The organism is Vibrio sp. 10N.286.46.A8, from assembly GCF_041470165.1.
In the GTDB taxonomy this organism is placed as follows: domain Bacteria; phylum Pseudomonadota; class Gammaproteobacteria; order Enterobacterales; family Vibrionaceae; genus Vibrio; species Vibrio tasmaniensis_A.
Genome location: NZ_JBFRLX010000006.1, coordinates 1 through 16,141 on the forward strand (window position 1 = coordinate 1; position 16,141 = coordinate 16,141).

16 protein-coding genes are annotated in these 16,141 nt (G+C 44.8%); 14 read left to right on the forward strand and 2 right to left on the reverse strand.

The annotated features are described in order from the left end of the window. Positions 1-2,826 (reverse strand): ribonuclease E (rne, locus tag AB4232_RS00565; protein WP_372085621.1); only part of this gene is annotated, 2,826 nt, incomplete at its 3' end. Between the two features lie 618 nt (positions 2,827-3,444). Between rne and rluC the strand changes: the two genes are divergently transcribed. Beyond that, positions 3,445-4,389 carry a 23S rRNA pseudouridine(955/2504/2580) synthase RluC gene (gene rluC, locus AB4232_RS00570; RefSeq protein WP_017099038.1) on the forward strand — a complete coding sequence of 315 codons (945 nt, stop codon included), beginning with the start codon at positions 3,445-3,447 and terminating at the stop codon, positions 4,387-4,389. A gap of 252 nt (positions 4,390-4,641) precedes the next feature. Here rluC and AB4232_RS00575 read toward each other — a convergent pair whose 3' ends face one another. Then, positions 4,642-5,223, reverse strand: a complete 582-nt coding sequence (locus AB4232_RS00575; RefSeq protein ID WP_372085622.1) for a nucleoside triphosphate pyrophosphatase — start codon at positions 5,221-5,223, stop codon at positions 4,642-4,644. Positions 5,224-5,372: 149 nt separating this feature from the next. Here AB4232_RS00575 and yceD point away from each other — a divergent pair, with 149 nt between their 5' ends. The 13 genes from yceD to AB4232_RS00640 all read left to right on the forward strand — a co-directional run bounded on the left by yceD (position 5,373) and on the right by AB4232_RS00640 (position 15,976). After that, positions 5,373-5,900: a 23S rRNA accumulation protein YceD gene (gene yceD / locus AB4232_RS00580; RefSeq protein ID WP_004733994.1), complete on the forward strand. Its 528-nt coding sequence runs from the start codon at positions 5,373-5,375 to the stop codon at positions 5,898-5,900. Between the two features lie 44 nt (positions 5,901-5,944). Further along, a complete protein-coding gene (gene rpmF / locus AB4232_RS00585; RefSeq protein WP_004737376.1) occupies positions 5,945-6,115 on the forward strand; it encodes a 50S ribosomal protein L32 in 171 nt (56 codons plus the stop codon). A 9-nt stretch (positions 6,116-6,124) separates the two neighbouring features. Further along, entirely contained in the window at positions 6,125-7,150 is a 1,026-nt protein-coding gene (gene plsX, locus AB4232_RS00590) for a phosphate acyltransferase PlsX (protein WP_012603565.1), read from the forward strand. A gap of 5 nt (positions 7,151-7,155) precedes the next feature. Continuing rightward, entirely contained in the window at positions 7,156-8,106 is a 951-nt protein-coding gene (locus tag AB4232_RS00595) for a beta-ketoacyl-ACP synthase III (protein WP_010437276.1), read from the forward strand. Positions 8,107-8,186: 80 nt separating this feature from the next. Further along, a complete protein-coding gene (gene fabD / locus AB4232_RS00600) occupies positions 8,187-9,110 on the forward strand; it encodes an ACP S-malonyltransferase (protein WP_017078125.1) in 924 nt (307 codons plus the stop codon). A 25-nt stretch (positions 9,111-9,135) separates the two neighbouring features. Then, the gene (gene fabG, locus AB4232_RS00605; protein WP_029222897.1) at positions 9,136-9,870 is read left to right on the forward strand and encodes a 3-oxoacyl-ACP reductase FabG; all 735 of its coding nucleotides are present in this window, start codon (positions 9,136-9,138) and stop codon (positions 9,868-9,870) included. A gap of 166 nt (positions 9,871-10,036) precedes the next feature. After that, positions 10,037-10,270 carry an acyl carrier protein gene (gene acpP, locus AB4232_RS00610; RefSeq protein WP_012603569.1) on the forward strand — a complete coding sequence of 78 codons (234 nt, stop codon included), beginning with the start codon at positions 10,037-10,039 and terminating at the stop codon, positions 10,268-10,270. A 93-nt stretch (positions 10,271-10,363) separates the two neighbouring features. Then, on the forward strand, positions 10,364-11,608 hold the full coding sequence (gene fabF / locus AB4232_RS00615) for a beta-ketoacyl-ACP synthase II (protein WP_004736554.1): 1,245 nt from the start codon (positions 10,364-10,366) through the stop codon (positions 11,606-11,608). A gap of 103 nt (positions 11,609-11,711) precedes the next feature. Then, positions 11,712-12,590 (forward strand): aminodeoxychorismate lyase, encoded by an 879-nt coding sequence (gene pabC, locus AB4232_RS00620; RefSeq protein WP_372085623.1) that lies wholly within the window; start codon positions 11,712-11,714, stop codon positions 12,588-12,590. Then, positions 12,587-13,603: an endolytic transglycosylase MltG gene (gene mltG, locus AB4232_RS00625; protein ID WP_017088588.1), complete on the forward strand. Its 1,017-nt coding sequence runs from the start codon at positions 12,587-12,589 to the stop codon at positions 13,601-13,603. Before pabC ends, mltG begins: the two co-directional genes overlap by 4 nt. A 10-nt stretch (positions 13,604-13,613) precedes the next feature. Beyond that, positions 13,614-14,246, forward strand: a complete 633-nt coding sequence (tmk, locus tag AB4232_RS00630; protein ID WP_012603572.1) for a dTMP kinase — start codon at positions 13,614-13,616, stop codon at positions 14,244-14,246. A 6-nt stretch (positions 14,247-14,252) separates the two neighbouring features. After that, positions 14,253-15,218 carry a DNA polymerase III subunit delta' gene (locus AB4232_RS00635; protein WP_371701303.1) on the forward strand — a complete coding sequence of 322 codons (966 nt, stop codon included), beginning with the start codon at positions 14,253-14,255 and terminating at the stop codon, positions 15,216-15,218. Then, the gene (locus AB4232_RS00640) at positions 15,209-15,976 is read left to right on the forward strand and encodes a TatD family hydrolase (protein ID WP_372049041.1); all 768 of its coding nucleotides are present in this window, start codon (positions 15,209-15,211) and stop codon (positions 15,974-15,976) included. The genes AB4232_RS00635 and AB4232_RS00640 overlap by 10 nt, the downstream gene beginning before the upstream one ends. Positions 15,977-16,141: the final 165 nt, after the last annotated feature.

A 16,141-nucleotide genomic window follows, 5' to 3' on the forward strand; every position in this document is an offset into this window, starting at 1 on the left:
TTCAACTTTCTCAGTTTCAGCAATCACTGGAGTTTCAACTTTCTCAGTTTCAACTACCGCAGGAGCTTCAGTTACCTGAGTTTCAACGACAGTTTCAGCTTCTTCACGGCGGATAATGACTTTACCCATCGCAAGTTCAGGACATGCAAAGCCGCCAGCCATAGCTGTGTTACTTTGTGGTGCCGTCTCTTGAGCTACGTTTTGCTCTTGTACTGCAACTTGAGTTTCAACAGCTACTTGAACTTCAGCCACTTCAGGTTTTGCCTGATTATGGTGAGGTTTTGGAATGAAGCGAGGCATCACTTTACCCATAGCCATCTCTGGAGAAGCTACACCACCTTTACGTAGGCGGAATGGGTTAGGGCGACGATCACGACCGCGACGACGACGTTGACCACTTGCACGTAGGTGACGTGGAGAACGACGGTTGCGACGTTGCTTCGGCTCTTCCTGTTCTGTTTGTTCATCAGCGTTTGCTTGAGTTGCTTCTACTTGTTCCGCAACTTTTTGCTCTTGAGCTACTGATTGTTCTTTCGCAATAGACTGTTCTTTAGCAACAGCAGACTCATTTGACGAGTTTTCTGCAGCTTCAGCTTGTTGGTCTTTAATACGAACTTGTTTGTTCAGTTTACGACGCTGACGACGCTCTTTAATCTTAGCTGCTTTCGCTTCTGGCTTAGCCTTAGGCGCTTCTAGTTTATCAGCTTGAGCTTCTGCCGCTAGCTGTAGACCTTCTTCTGCTAATTTAGATGGTGCTAGCTCTTCGCGTTGCTTCTGCTCATCACGTGGCTTATTGCGACGGTCTTGCTTAGGCTTACGAGGTTGGCGATTTTGCTGTGGAGCAGTTTCTTTCTGCTCTTCAGGTTTCTCATCACGAACTGGTTTACGACGGCGTTTGTTGTCACGGTTTTCGTTACGATTGTCACCACGCTCACCACGTTGTTCACCACGGTCACCACGTTGGTCACCACGTTGGTTACGACGACGGTTATCGTTACGATCACGGCGTTGACGGTTGCCGTTGTTGCGATTGTTCTTAGGTTTCTCTTCTTGCTTCTCTTCTTCTTTTTTCTCTTCTTGAGTTGAAGAGCCAAATAAGAAGCTACCGATAGCTTTGAAGAAACGACCAACTAAACCTGGTTCTTGAGTCGCTGCTGATTCAGCTTTTTTCTCTTCTACAGCTTTAGGAGCTGGAGCTGGAGTCGGCGCTGATTGAGCAGGAGCTGCGAAGCCTTTAAGAGCTGGCTCTTCGATCTTCTTAGGACGAATAGTCTGTTCTGCAGGCTCTTTGCTTTCTGCTTCTTTTAGAGCTTCTAGCTTGGTAGGCAGCAAGTAAGACAGTAGGTCGAACTCTTCACCTTCACGAACACGGATAACCTCAAAGTGCGGTGTTTCCATGTCAGAGTTAGGAACTACAGTGATCTTAACTTCTTGGTTCTTCTCGATGTGGTTTACTGAGCGACGTTTTTCGTTCAATAGGTAAGAAGCGATAGGAACAGGGACTACAGCAAGAACTTGCGCAGTGTTGTCTTTTAGAGCTTCTTCTTCGATCAGACGTAGAACAGATAGTGCTAGAGATTCGTTATCACGAACAACACCAGTACCTGTACAGCGAGGACAAATGTGGTGGCTTGCTTCTGCTAGTGATGGACTCAAACGTTGACGAGACATCTCTAGAAGACCAAAGCGAGAAATACGACCAATCTGAACACGTGCGCGATCTAAACGAACGGCATCACGTAGACGACTTTCTACTTCGCGTTGGTGGCGAACCGGAGTCATATCGATAAAGTCGATAACAACAAGACCACCTAGGTCACGTAGACGTAATTGACGTGCAATTTCATCGGCTGCTTCTAGGTTAGTGTTAAGTGCTGTTTCTTCGATATCGCCGCCCTTTGTTGCACGAGCAGAGTTGATATCGATAGAAGTCAGAGCTTCTGTTGGGTCGATTACGATAGAACCACCAGATGGAAGACGAACTTCACGTTGGAAAGCAGATTCGATCTGGCTTTCAATCTGGTAATGGCTGAATAGTGGTACTTCACCATCGTATTTCTTAACGCGATTCATGAAATCTGGGCGTATTAATTGAATGTGCGCTTGTGCACGTTCAAAAATAGTATTGCTGTCGATTAGAATCTCGCCAATATCACGACGTAGATAGTCACGAATCGCACGAACGATAACGTTACTTTCTTGGTGAATAAGGAAAGGAGCTGCATTTGAATCAGAAGCTTGCTTGATAGCGCCCCAGTGATTCAATAGAACGTTCAAGTCCCACTCTAGCTCTTCTGCACTTTTGCCTACACCCGCTGTACGCACGATTAAGCCCATACCTTGAGGAAGCTCAAGAGTGCTTAATGCTGCTTTCAGTTGAGTGCGTTCATCACCTTCGATACGACGAGAAATACCGCCAGCGCGAGGGTTATTTGGCATAAGAACTAAGTAACTACCCGCCAAAGAGATGAAAGTTGTCAGTGCAGCGCCTTTGCTACCACGTTCTTCTTTCTCAACTTGTACGATTACTTCTTGTCCTTCTCTTAGCACTTCTTTAATGCTAGGACGGCCTTGGTATGTATAACCTTCAGGGAAGTATTCGCGGGCAATTTCTTTAAGAGGGAGGAAACCGTGACGTTCTGCGCCGTAATCAACAAATGCCGCTTCTAGGCTTGGTTCAATACGGGTAATACGTCCTTTGTAGATATTCGCTTTCTTTGATTCGTGACCTGGACTTTCGATATCTAGATCGAACAGTCGCTGGCCATCAACCAAAGCGACACGCAACTCTTCTTTTTGAGTTGCGTTAATTAACATTCTTTTCATTTAGAAATTCTCATTGTCTTTTCTTATTTTCATCATTGGTCTTATCGCTTTAGTTCGTTTCTCATGGTGCCAGATCCCATGGCTTTATCGGTGCAGCCTCCCGGCTGGAGAGGGATGCTCTGGGGCACGTCAGTCATCATAGGGAGTTAGCCTATGATCCGCGATGTGGCGGTGAATACTCAACATGAGTGTACGTGAGTAGAGCGATAAGGAACTCAGTTGACCGTGTCTTACGCCGATTGCAGCACTGTCTAATCTAAGTCATCTACTCATTTACTTGCTTATGAATGGTTAGCTGTTTAAATATTAGTCAATCCATTGATAGCAGCTGTGAACTATAGCAGTGGTCGGTAAACACAGCAATCTGCTTTGTCGTAATGCGGTAAAAAAAACAGTTTTTGTTTGGGTTTTGATAGCTCTAACTCACTGTCTATAAATAATTTATCAATTGATATTTTAATTTGCAGGAAGCTTGGTGCTTTTTTGTTCGAAGAATCAAAGAAATATAGAACTTCAATGACCTTTTAGGGATAGAGTCGCCGGGATTTTAGATAAATAAGTTCAGAATAGGGTTAAGAAAATCTCAATTATCAAAAGTGACAGTGATACAATAACCCAATGAGCGAAATTAGAACCCAAGTCCAATTTGTCGACATTGACGAAGATATGGCTGGTCAGCGTATTGATAACTTCTTACGCAACCAATTAAAAAACATCCCGAAAAGCATGATTTACCGAATCGTGCGTAAAGGCGAAGTCCGCGTTAACAAGAAACGTATCAAGGCTGAGTACAAACTAAAAGCTGGCGACTTAGTACGTATCCCTCCCGTTACTATTGAAGAGAAAACGGAAGAGAATGTACCGAGCACGAAACTCAATAAGGTTTCGGAATTGGAACAGTGCATCATCTATGAAGATGATCACATGCTGATTCTCAATAAACCATCAGGTACTGCGGTTCATGGTGGCAGCGGCTTGAAGTTTGGTGCGATTGAAGCATTGCGTGCTCTTCGCCCTGATGCTCGTTTTCTTGAGTTAGTGCACCGTATTGATAGAGATACGTCTGGCATTTTGCTTGTTGCTAAGAAGCGCTCGGCGCTAAGACACCTTCAAGCACAGTTCCGTGAAAAAACGGTTCAAAAATACTATTTCGCTTTAGTGATGGGCGAATGGAAGAACAGCTGTAAAGTCGTCAACGCACCTTTGTTAAAAAATGAAGTGAATAGCATTGTTCGAGTGAACCCGAATGGTAAAGCTTCTGAAACCCGCTTTAAGGTTTTAGAGAAATTCCAAGAGGCGACGTTGATTCAAGCTAGCCCAATTACAGGCCGTACACACCAAATCCGTGTGCACGCTCAGTATACCGGTCATCCAATAGCTTGGGATGATCGTTACGGTGATCGTCGTTTTGATGCTTATACGGGTAAAGTAGGACTGAATCGTCTGTTCTTACATGCAGCCAACATCAAGTTTACCCACCCGGGTAGCGAAGAGAAGATGGATATCTCGGCGCCAATGGAAAGAAGGCTAGAGAAAGCCTTAACTGGTTTACGTAAGCTTTAAGAAGATACGAGATATTTCGTGAATTGAGTATCGATGCATCAAATGGAAAAGGTTGACGAATATCGTCAACCTTTTTTTGTTTTCATATGTTGCAGAAGCTCCCCAACTCGCTCGTTCCTCGCTCTTGAGGATGACGACTTTTTAAGGTCACGTTCTATATCATTAGCGGATTAGATAAAATTGCGCGTTCCGTCACTCCCTAGACTGGCGAAGGAAGGAGTAGGGAATCTCCAACAGAGTGGTAAGTATCGCTTACAACACGTTCATTCCTTGTGCCTCAAGCATATCGACTAAATCGATCAGAGGTAAGCCGATCAGCGTGTTTGGGTCTTTACCTTCCATCTGTTTAAACAATGCAATACCTAACCCTTCGCACATAAAACTGCCCGCGCAGTAATAAGGCTGCTCTTTCTCAACATAAGAAATGAACTGTTGCTCAGTTAAATCGCGGAAATGCACAACAAAGGTGTCGAGACGCGTGTCAGCTTTATTGGTCTCGCTGTTCCATACCGTTATCCCAGTATAGAAAGTGATGCTCTTACCACTTTGACGAGACAATTGCTCAATCGCTTTCTCACGAGTATGAGGTTTGCCAATGATTTCTTCGTCAATCACACATACTTGATCGGAACCAATCACTAGGCTTGGTTGTTCGACAGCACAAGACTTGGCTTTGGTTTCAGCAAGACGCATTACCAATTGTTGAGGAGTCTCTTCTGGAAGTGGCGTTTCATCGCAGTCAGGCTTCGCTGTGACAAAGTCTAACTGTAGTTTTTTGAGGATCTCTTGCCTAAATGGAGATGTAGAAGCTAAAACTAGTTGGTAATTTCTCATTTTAATTTACAATTCGTGTAAGCATTTAGTTCAGGATAACGTAACTTAGCCTGCTATTCATAATGCTCTGAACAGGAAAGGTAGGAAAGTACATTTTTTTTGCCATTTCCTTTGACTAAACACGATTTGGAAGATAAGATTCGCGCCCTATGCAAAAGGAAAAAATACCGCGTACAGTTGATCCGGCAAGAACGGCTCAAAAACGACTCGATATGGATGGTATCATTCAAGTCAGTCTTTTAAAGCGTTTAACCGAAACAACTGAAGGCGTAAAACGTGACGCGCAAGTCTCAATGTCATTTGGGCTTGATGAACAACGATTAGTCGTTATCTCTGGTAAAGCTAACGTCGAAGTCGATTTAGAGTGTCAACGTTGTAATGAGGTTTTCGCACATGAGTGCGATGTCCAATTTACTTATACTCCTGTTTACAGCGAGAAAAGTGAAGAGGAAGCACCGGAAGAGTACGATTTGGTAGATCTGAACGAGTACGGTGAGTTAGACCTGATTCAATTAGTTGAAGACGAGTTCATCCTTGGATTGCCACAAATAGCAATGCACGACGATGCGAAATGTAGCGTTAACTCAAATAACTTGGTGTTTGGTGAACTTCCTGAAGAAATTGAGGAAGATAAAAAGCCGAATCCATTTGATGTTTTAAAAAACTTAAAGAAGTAACTTATTAGTAAGTATCTTTAAGAATTTACATAGGAGTAGGGTCAATGGCCGTACAAAAGAGCAAGAAATCACGTTCAATGCGTGGCATGCGTCGTTCACACGATGCGCTAACTACAGCTGCACTTTCTGTAGACGCAACTTCAGGTGAAACTCACCTACGTCACAACGTGACTGCCGAAGGTTTCTACCGCGGCAAAAAGGTTATCAACAAGTAAGGTTGACCTTTGCAAAATCTAACCGTTGCGCTTGATGCAATGGGCGGGGACTTCGGTCCTCGTGTTACAGTGCCTGCCGCCGTGCAGGCACTGTCGTATTTCCCAGAGCTAAAAGTCATTCTAATAGGTGATCGAAACGCGATCACATCTCAATTATCTTCATTAGGTCGAATGCCTGATTCTCGTTTGAGTATCCAGCATTGTGATCGAGTCATTTCCAATTCTGAAAAACCTTCACTGGCCCTACGCAACAGTCAGGGTAGCTCTATGCGTGCTGCTATCGATCTGGTTGCCGAGTCACAAGCTGATGCTTGTGTGAGTGGTGGCAACACCGGCGCACTGATGGCGTTATCTCGTTTCCGACTCAAACTCCTTCCTGGTATTGATAGGCCTGCATTGGTTTCAGCTTTGCCTACCGCTTCTGGCAACCGTACATGGATGCTTGATTTAGGAGCGAACGTTTCTAGTGACGCGGATTCACTGTTTCAGTTTGCCGTAATGGGCAGTGCATTAGCAGAACAACATTTAGGTCGCGTGCCTCGTGTCGCTATCTTGAATATCGGCGCTGAAGAAATCAAAGGCAATGACCTTGTAAAACGATGCGCTGAAATGTTGTCGAATACTCAGTCTGTGAACTTCATAGGCTATATTGAAGGTAATCAATTACTTCAAGATGCTGCTGATGTCGTCGTATGTGATGGTTTTGTGGGCAATGTCTGCTTAAAAACGTGTGAAGGTACGGCTCAGCTCTTTATTGATAAGCTAAAAACGCGCATGATGGCTTCAACAATAAAGGGTTGGATCGCCAGAATGTTGTTTTCTGAGCTATTTACTGAATTAAAAACCTTGAACCCCGACCAGTATAACGGCGCAAGTTTGTTAGGATTGCGCGGCATTGTCATTAAAAGCCATGGAAGTGCTGATGTGTCTGCAGTCGTCAACGCGATTGGTGAGGCAGTACACGAGGTCAAACGACAAGTCCCCAGTCGCATTAGCGATCGTTTGGAAGCGGTTTTACTCGAGAGGCATTATTAGTCTTCATGTATAGCAAAATTTTAGGTACTGGCAGCTACTTGCCATCTCAGGTGCGTACTAACGCAGACTTAGAGAAAATGGTAGAGACTAGCGATGAGTGGATCGTTGCTAGAACAGGTATTAAAGAGCGTCGTATTTCAGCGGAAAACGAAACTGTTGCGGATATGGCGTTTTACGCTGCTGAGAATGCCATTGAAATGGCAGGTATCGACAAAGAAGATATTGATTTAATCATCGTTGCGACAACCAGCAGTAGCCACACATTTCCGTCTTCGGCATGTCAGGTACAAGGCAAGCTTGGTATCAAAGGCTGCCCTGCGTTTGATTTGGCTGCGGCGTGTTCTGGTTTTGTCTACGCACTGTCTGTTGCTGATCAACACATCAAGACTGGCATGTGTAAGAACGTTTTGGTAATCGGTGCGGATGCACTGTCAAAAACCTGTGATCCGACTGACCGCTCTACTATCATCTTATTTGGTGATGCTGCAGGTGCGGTGGTTGTTGGCGCAAGCGAAGAGCCAGGTATTTTGTCTACTCACATTTACTCTGATGGTAAATATGGTGAGCTTCTAAGCCTAGAAGTTCCAGAGCGTGGCGGTGATGCGGACAAATGGTTGCACATGGCGGGCAACGAAGTATTTAAAGTGGCGGTAACTCAGCTTTCTAAGCTAGTGAAAGACACATTAGCGGCGAACAATATGGATAAGTCAGAGCTTGATTGGTTAGTTCCACATCAAGCGAACTACCGTATTATCTCGGCAACCGCTAAAAAGCTGACGATGTCGCTTGATCAAGTTGTGATTACTCTTGATAAGCACGGCAATACGTCGGCAGCTACCGTACCAACGGCCCTTGATGAGGCTGTTCGCGACGGGCGAATTAAACGTGGTCAAACGCTTCTACTTGAAGCGTTTGGTGGCGGCTTCACTTGGGGTTCTGCGTTAGTTAAATTCTAACCCCAAGCGATAATCAACAAACAAGGCACATAACTTATGTGCCTTATTCAATTTTTTGCTTTGCTTAAAGGAAAATTACTATGAGCAAATTTGCTATCGTATTCCCAGGCCAAGGCTCTCAAGCTATCGGTATGCTTGCTGACCTAGGCGAACAGTATGATGTTGTTAAAAAGACATTTGCTGAAGCTTCAGAAGCACTTGGTTACGATCTATGGGCATTGGTTCAAGATGGTCCAGTAGAAAATCTAAATGAAACTTTCCGTACTCAACCGGCTCTACTAACAGCGTCTGTTGCAATCTGGCGTGTATGGCAAGAGCTTGGTCTAGAGCAACCTGCAAACCTAGCCGGCCACAGCCTAGGCGAATACTCTGCACTAGTGTGTGCGGGTGTTATCGACTTTAAAGAAGCGATCAAGCTAGTTGAGCTACGTGGTCAACTGATGCAAGAAGCGGTTCCTGCGGGCGTTGGTGCAATGTACGCAATCATCGGTCTAGATGATGAAGCGATTGCTAAAGCGTGTGAAGAAGCGGCACAAGACGAAGTTGTGTCTCCAGTTAACTTCAATTCACCTGGCCAAGTTGTTATCGCGGGTAACAAAGCAGCAGTAGAGCGCGCTGGTGCACTATGTAAAGAAGCGGGCGCTAAACGTGCACTTCCTTTACCAGTATCTGTGCCGTCTCACTGTGCCCTTATGAAGCCTGCAGCAGACAAGCTAGCAGTTGCTCTAGAAGCTCTAGAGTTCAACACGCCGGCACTGCCTGTTATCAATAACGTTGATGTTATTGCTGAAACAGACCCGGCAAAAATCAAAAGCGCACTTGTTCGCCAGCTGTACAGCCCAGTTCGTTGGACTGAAGGTGTACAAGCTATGAATGAGCAAGGCGTAGAGAAGCTACTAGAATTAGGCCCAGGTAAAGTTCTTACCGGTCTAACAAAACGAATCGTAAAAACTATGACAGCTGCTGCAGTTAATGACACTGCATCACTAGACGCTGCTAAGTAAATAACCAATTAATAGAGAAGTTATGATGAATTTAGAAGGCAAAGTTGCACTAGTTACAGGCGCAAGCCGTGGCATCGGTCGTGCAATCGCTGAGCTTTTAGTTGAGCGTGGTGCTAAAGTTATCGGTACTGCTACCTCTGAAGGCGGCGCTGCTGCAATCAGCGAGTACCTTGGCGAGAACGGTAAAGGTCTTGCTCTTAATGTAACGGATGTTGACTCAATTGCAGCTACACTGAAAACCATCAACGATGAATTCGGTGCGATTGACATTCTGGTTAACAACGCAGGTATCACTCGTGATAACCTTCTCATGCGTATGAAAGACGATGAATGGAATGACATCATTGATACTAACCTAACGCCTATCTTCCGCATGTCTAAAGCTGTATTGCGTGGCATGATGAAGAAGCGCCAAGGCCGTATCGTAAACGTTGGTTCTGTAGTAGGTACTATGGGTAACGCTGGTCAAGCTAACTACGCAGCAGCAAAAGCTGGTGTGATTGGTTTCACTAAATCAATGGCTCGTGAAGTTGCGTCTCGTGGTATTACAGTGAACACTGTAGCACCTGGTTTCATCGAAACTGACATGACTAAAGCGCTAAATGATGACCAACGTGCAGTAACTTTGGCGAATGTACCAGCAGGTCGACTAGGTGACCCTCGCGAAATCGCTGAAGCTGTGGTATTTTTGGCGTCACCTGCGGCAGCTTATATCACAGGTGAAACACTTCACGTCAATGGCGGTATGTACATGGTGTAAATTATGTGCAACATTTGTGCATGATTTAAGTCAAGATCATACGTAATTTCGGTTAAAATCGTGAAAATTGTGGTTTGACCAGAAAAGTTGACCTTGCAACTTTCAATAGATTGAATAAACTACGGAAAACATCGCATAAAGCGAACTCTGTAAAGGAAAAGAAAAAATGAGCAACCTCGAAGAACGCGTAAAGAAAATCATTGTTGAACAGCTAGGTGTAGACGAAGCTGAAGTTAAAAACGAAGCTTCTTTCGTTGATGACCTAGGTGCAGATTCTCTAGACACAGTTGAGCTAGTAATGGCTCTAGAAGAAGAATTCGACACTGAGATTCCAGATGACGAAGCTGAGAAAATTACTACTGTTCAAGCTGCTATCGATTACGTAACTAGCGCTCAGTAATAATCTCTCCCAGGCGGTCACCTCGACCGCCTGTGTTTTATCTAACTCATCTATCCTCATCTTAAATCACCTCAATCCCCGGAGTGTAATATCGTGTCCAAGCGTCGTGTAGTTGTCACTGGCATGGGTATGTTGTCGCCGGTAGGCAACACTGTAGAATCTTCTTGGAAAGCCCTGCTAGCTGGTCAAAGTGGTATCGTTAATATCGATCATTTTGACGCAACCAATTTCTCAACTCGTTTTGCAGGTCTAGTTAAAGACTTTAACTGCGAAGAGTATATGACTAAAAAAGATGCTCGTAAGATGGACTTGTTCATCCAGTACGGCGTCGCAGCAGGTATTCAAGCTTTAGATGATTCAGCCCTAACTATTACTGAAGAAAACGCTCCTCGTGTAGGCGTTGCTATCGGTTCTGGTATTGGTGGTCTTGGTTTGATCGAAGCCGGTCACAAGGCTCTAACTGAAAAAGGCCCTCGTAAAATCAGCCCGTTCTTCGTACCGTCGACGATCGTGAATATGATTGCGGGTCACATGTCTATCATGCGTGGCCTACGCGGTCCAAACATCGCGATCTCTACAGCATGTACGACTGGCCTACATAACATTGGCCACGCGGCTCGTATGATTGCATACGGCGATGCTGACGCAATGCTAGCGGGTGGTGCTGAAAAAGCATCGACACCACTAGGTATGGGCGGTTTTGGTGCGGCTAAAGCACTGTCTACTCGTAACGATGAGCCTCAAAAAGCTTCTCGTCCATGGGACAAAGGCCGTGACGGCTTCGTTCTTGGTGACGGTGCAGGCATGATGGTTCTTGAAGAGTATGAACATGCTAAAGCTCGTGGCGCTAAGATTTACTGTGAGCTAGTTGGCTTCGGTATGTCGGGTGACGCTTACCACATGACATCTCCAAGTGAAGATGGTTCTGGTGGCGCACTAGCAATGGAAGCGGCTATGCGTGATGCTGGCATTACTGGTGAACAAATCGGTTATGTTAACGCACACGGTACTTCGACTCCTGCAGGTGACGTAGCGGAAGTGAAGGGCATCAAGCGTGCTCTTGGCGAAGCAGGCAGCAAGCAAGTCTTGGTTTCTTCTACGAAATCAATGACTGGCCACCTTCTAGGTGCTGCGGGTTCTGCTGAAGCGATCATCACTGCGATGTCTCTAATTGATCAAATTGTTCCACCAACAATCAATTTAGATGATCCTGAAGAAGGCTTAGATATTGACTTAGTACCCCACACTGCGCGTAAAGTTAGCGGTATGGAATATGCTGCATGTAACTCATTCGGTTTCGGTGGTACTAACGGCTGTTTGATCTTCAAAAAGATTTAATCATCTTATATAAGAGTCAAACATCGTAGATAGTCATAATTAGAACTGTTTTTAAACGGCTCGATGCTTTAGCATTGAGCCGTTTCTTTTTATGGGGAAAAACATGTTTTGGGTTGATGGAGAAAGTCAGCAAACTGTCGATATCTTAGATCGCTCGTTTCAGTACGGAGACGGTTGTTTTACGACGATGCTCGTGAGTGATGGTGAGATACAACATTTTCACGATCATCAGCACCGTGTCGACGAGTGCCTTAAAGCGCTACGCATTTCTGCTCTTGATTGGGATGTTGTTAGTCTTTGGCTCGATACTGCACTTCAATACATCCAACATAGCGCTCTTCATGGCAAAAAGAACCTTGATAGTTCAGGCAAGCTCGATAACGCAAACAAGCCTCATAATCAAAAAGCAGGGATCAAGCTGCATGTTAGCCGTGGCGCTGGTGGACGTGGCTACAGTACCAAGAATATCGCCAAGCCGACAATCACCATCAGTACCTTCGATTACCCAAGTCATTATTCAGCGTGGCAAGATTCCGGTGTTGAACTCGGTATCTGTCATCAAGCGCTAGGTTTGAGCCCACTACTTGCTGGCCATAAGCACAATAATCGTCTTGAGCAAATCTTGATGAAAGATGAAATGGATCAGGCCGGTGAAGTGGATGGCGTGGTTCTGGATATATCAGGTAACGTGATTGAAACCACCATGGCTAATCTGTTTTGGCGAAAAGGGCAGACGATTCACACTCCTCAACTGACGCAAAGTGGCGTTGCTGGGGTTATGCGTAAGCAAGTGTTAACCGCGCTGAATCAAGCTGAACTTTCCGTTACTATTAGTGACTACTGCTTATCTCAACTCATGCAAGCTGATGAGGTTTTCATGACCAACTCCATTTTAGGGGTTGCCCCAGTTACCCGTATTAGTGATACCCAATTCAACATTGGAACCGTTACTCGTAGCCTTCAAGGACAACTAAACTCGTGATCAAAAAGTTATTTATTTTTATTATATTGTGCTTAATCGCAGCCAGTGCTGCTGGTTTTTATGTTTACAACCAAGCGCAAGATAACCTGAAACAAGTTATTCAATTAGAAAAACCACAAGTCGTGACTGTTGCTTCAGGTAGCAGCTTTAACCGCGTTCTAGCCCAGTTGATTAACGAGGGGCTTTTCGAGGCTTCTCCTTATGAGAAATTAATCCGTAAGTTACATCCTGAGCTTGTAGACGTAAAAGCGGGTACATTCCTGCTTGAACCGGGTTTAACCTTAGAGCAGGCGCTACAAGTGCTTGTAGAAGGGAAGGAGCACCAATTTACCATTACCTTTGTAGAAGGCAGTCGTTTTGACGAGTGGCTTGTTCAGCTAAAAGACAACGAATTCATTCAGCAGACGTTGAATGATGTCTCTGAAAAAGAGATCGCACAAAAGCTTGGTATTGAAAATGAAAAGCTAGAAGGCCTTTTCTTAGCGGAAACATACCACTACACCTATGGCACAACGGATTTAGATTTGTTGAAACGTGCCCACCGAGATCTAATGAACGTGGTCAATGATGAGTGGGAAAATAGAGCCGATAAACTGCCTCTTAAATCGCCTTATGAAGCTTTAATTCTTGCGTCTATCATCGAGAAAGAGACTGCTGTCGCTTCTGAGCGTGAGCGTGTGTCTTCTGTATTCGTTAACCGCTTGAACAAGCGTATGCGTTTGCAAACTGACCCAACGGTTATCTACGGCATGGGCGATAGCTACAAAGGCAATATTCGTAAGAAAGATCTACGCACACCAACGCCGTACAACACCTATACAATGAGCGGTTTACCGCCAACACCGATCGCGATGGCGGGTAAAGCGTCTATCAACGCGGCTCTGAATCCAGAGAAGAGCAACTACCTTTATTTTGTTGCGAGTGGAACCGGCGGTCACGTATTTTCAAAGAGTTTGACTGAGCATAACCGTGCAGTACGAGCTTACTTAAAGCAATTAAGAAAAAACAAATAAAGAAAGAATTATGAATCAGTCGAAATTTATCGTGGTTGAAGGACTTGAAGGTGCTGGCAAAAGTACAGCAATCAATGCCATCGTTGAGACATTGAAAACAGCCGGTGTCGCTGACATCGTTAATACTCGTGAACCCGGTGGTACCGTGCTTGCCGAGAAGATGCGCTCGTTGGTCAAAGAAGAACACGAGGGCGAGAAGCTTCAAGACATGACTGAGTTGCTGCTGATGTACGCAGCGCGTGTTCAATTAGTAGAAAACGTCATCAAGCCTGCACTAGACAGTGGTAAATGGGTGTTGGGTGATCGCCATGATATGTCTTCTCAAGCATACCAAGGTGGTGGTCGTCAGATCGCTCGTAGCACTATGGAATCACTGAAAGCAACCACGCTAGGCGGCTTTAAGCCAGATTTAACACTATATTTGGACCTGGACCCTAGAGTCGGGCTTGAACGCGCTAGAGGTCGTGGTGAGCTTGATAGAATTGAAAAGATGGACATCTCATTTTTCGATCGCACGCGTGAGCGTTACTTAGAAATTGCAGGGCAAGACGATTCTGTACTCGTGATTAATGCGCAGCAAGAAATTGAGCAAGTAGCCGCTGATATTAAAGTCGCGCTCAGTGCTTGGCTCAATAAACAGTAGGTAGTCATGGCTGAAGTTTATTCTTGGCTCACACCGGTATGGAGTGAGTGGAAAAAAAGTCTCGATGCAGAACGTTTTCCTAACTCTGTGATCGTTAATGCGCCTGACGGGCTTGGTGTGGAAGCGCTGGTTAGCCAACTTACCGATGCATTGATGTGTGTTAATTACGAAAGTGAAGCGTGCGGATTTTGCCACAGTTGTGAACTGATGAAGTCGGGGAGTCACCCGGATTTCCATGTGATCGAACCTGAGAAAGAAGGTAAATCGATTACCGTTGACCAAGTGCGTGCGAGTAACCGCTGGGCTCAACAATCGTCACAGTTGGGTGGCTTGCGTGTCATTTTGCTGAGTCCGGCTGAAGCGATGAATGAATCGGCGTCTAATGCGCTGTTGAAAACACTGGAAGAACCTGCGAGTAATTGTATTTTCATCCTTTCAACGCGCAACAGTAATCGCTTAATGCCAACTATTCTTAGCCGTTGCCAGCAATTTAATGTGGTGTGTCCACAATTGGATGCAGGATCGGCATGGTTAAATGGAGAAGTTGGTAAAACGGTTCCTCAGTACATACTGACATTGAACGACAACGCCCCCCTGAAAGCGAAAGCAATGTTTGATCAAGGTGGTGTCGAAGCTTCAACAAAAGCGCTCGATGGCTTTGTGAATGTGATAAAAGGCACTCAACCCGACATGCTGAAGTTCTCTACAGAGCTTAGCAAAGACCCTTTGATTCAACTTAGCTGGCTTTGGCATTTATTGTCAGATGTACAAAAGCTGCATTTTGGTTTAGCTAATCAGGCTATTATTCCGAGTGCGAAAGCACTGTATGAGGTGATGTCTTATCAAAGTGCTTATGCAGCGTCGAATAAACTGCTGATATTGATTGAGCAGTTAAAGCAACACCCTGGGCTCAATACGGAGCTACTCATAATGAATTGGCTGATAGCCACTTGCGAGGAAACATGTTCGTAGATTCCCATTGTCATTTAGACAAACTGGATTACCAAGATTTACACACCAGCGTAGAAGACGTGGTTAATAAGGCGAAAGCAGCAAACGTTGACCAACTGCTTTCTGTCGGTGTGACGCTGGATTCGTTTGAAAATATGCTTGAGATGATCTCGCCGTTTGATAACGTTAAGGCTTCGTGTGGCGTTCACCCTCTCGACGTAGAGAGCGACTTCTGTTTAGAAAGAATGCGTGAGTACGCGAGCAACCCTAAAGTGGTGGCGATTGGTGAAACTGGCCTAGATTATCATTACCAACCAGAGACTGCAGAGCTACAACAGCTCAGGTTCAAGCAGCACGTTGAGTTGGCTGTTGAGCTTAATAAACCTTTGATCATCCACACGCGTAACGCGCGTGAAGATACGTTAGCTATTTTACGCGATGGCGGAGCAGAGAAGTGTGGTGGTGTGATTCACTGCTTTACTGAAGATCAAGCGTTCGCTGAAGCGGCAATGGAATTAGGTTTCTATATCTCGATCTCAGGTATTGTGACCTTTAAACAAGCCACAGAACTTAAAGACGTTGTGAAAAAACTACCTCTAGATAGGTTGCTGATCGAAACGGATTCGCCATATTTGGCGCCAATTCCATATCGTGGTAAAGAGAATCAGCCTGCATATGTAGTCGAAGTTGCGGCTTATATCGCCCAGTTAAAAGGGGTGTCAATGAAAGAGGTTGCTGAACAAACGACCAAAAATTACCAAAAACTTTTTTTGCGATAGAAATCTAACTAAACAAACAAAAGGGAGCGAAAGCTCCCTTTTTGTGTTTTTGATCACCAAAAATGCGTTTTTTTTTAATGTTTACGGAATATGTTGAACTTGAGAGCGTGAATTACAACATTTGTAATTTTGTTACTAAAAATAACATTACCCTCTATTTTATTT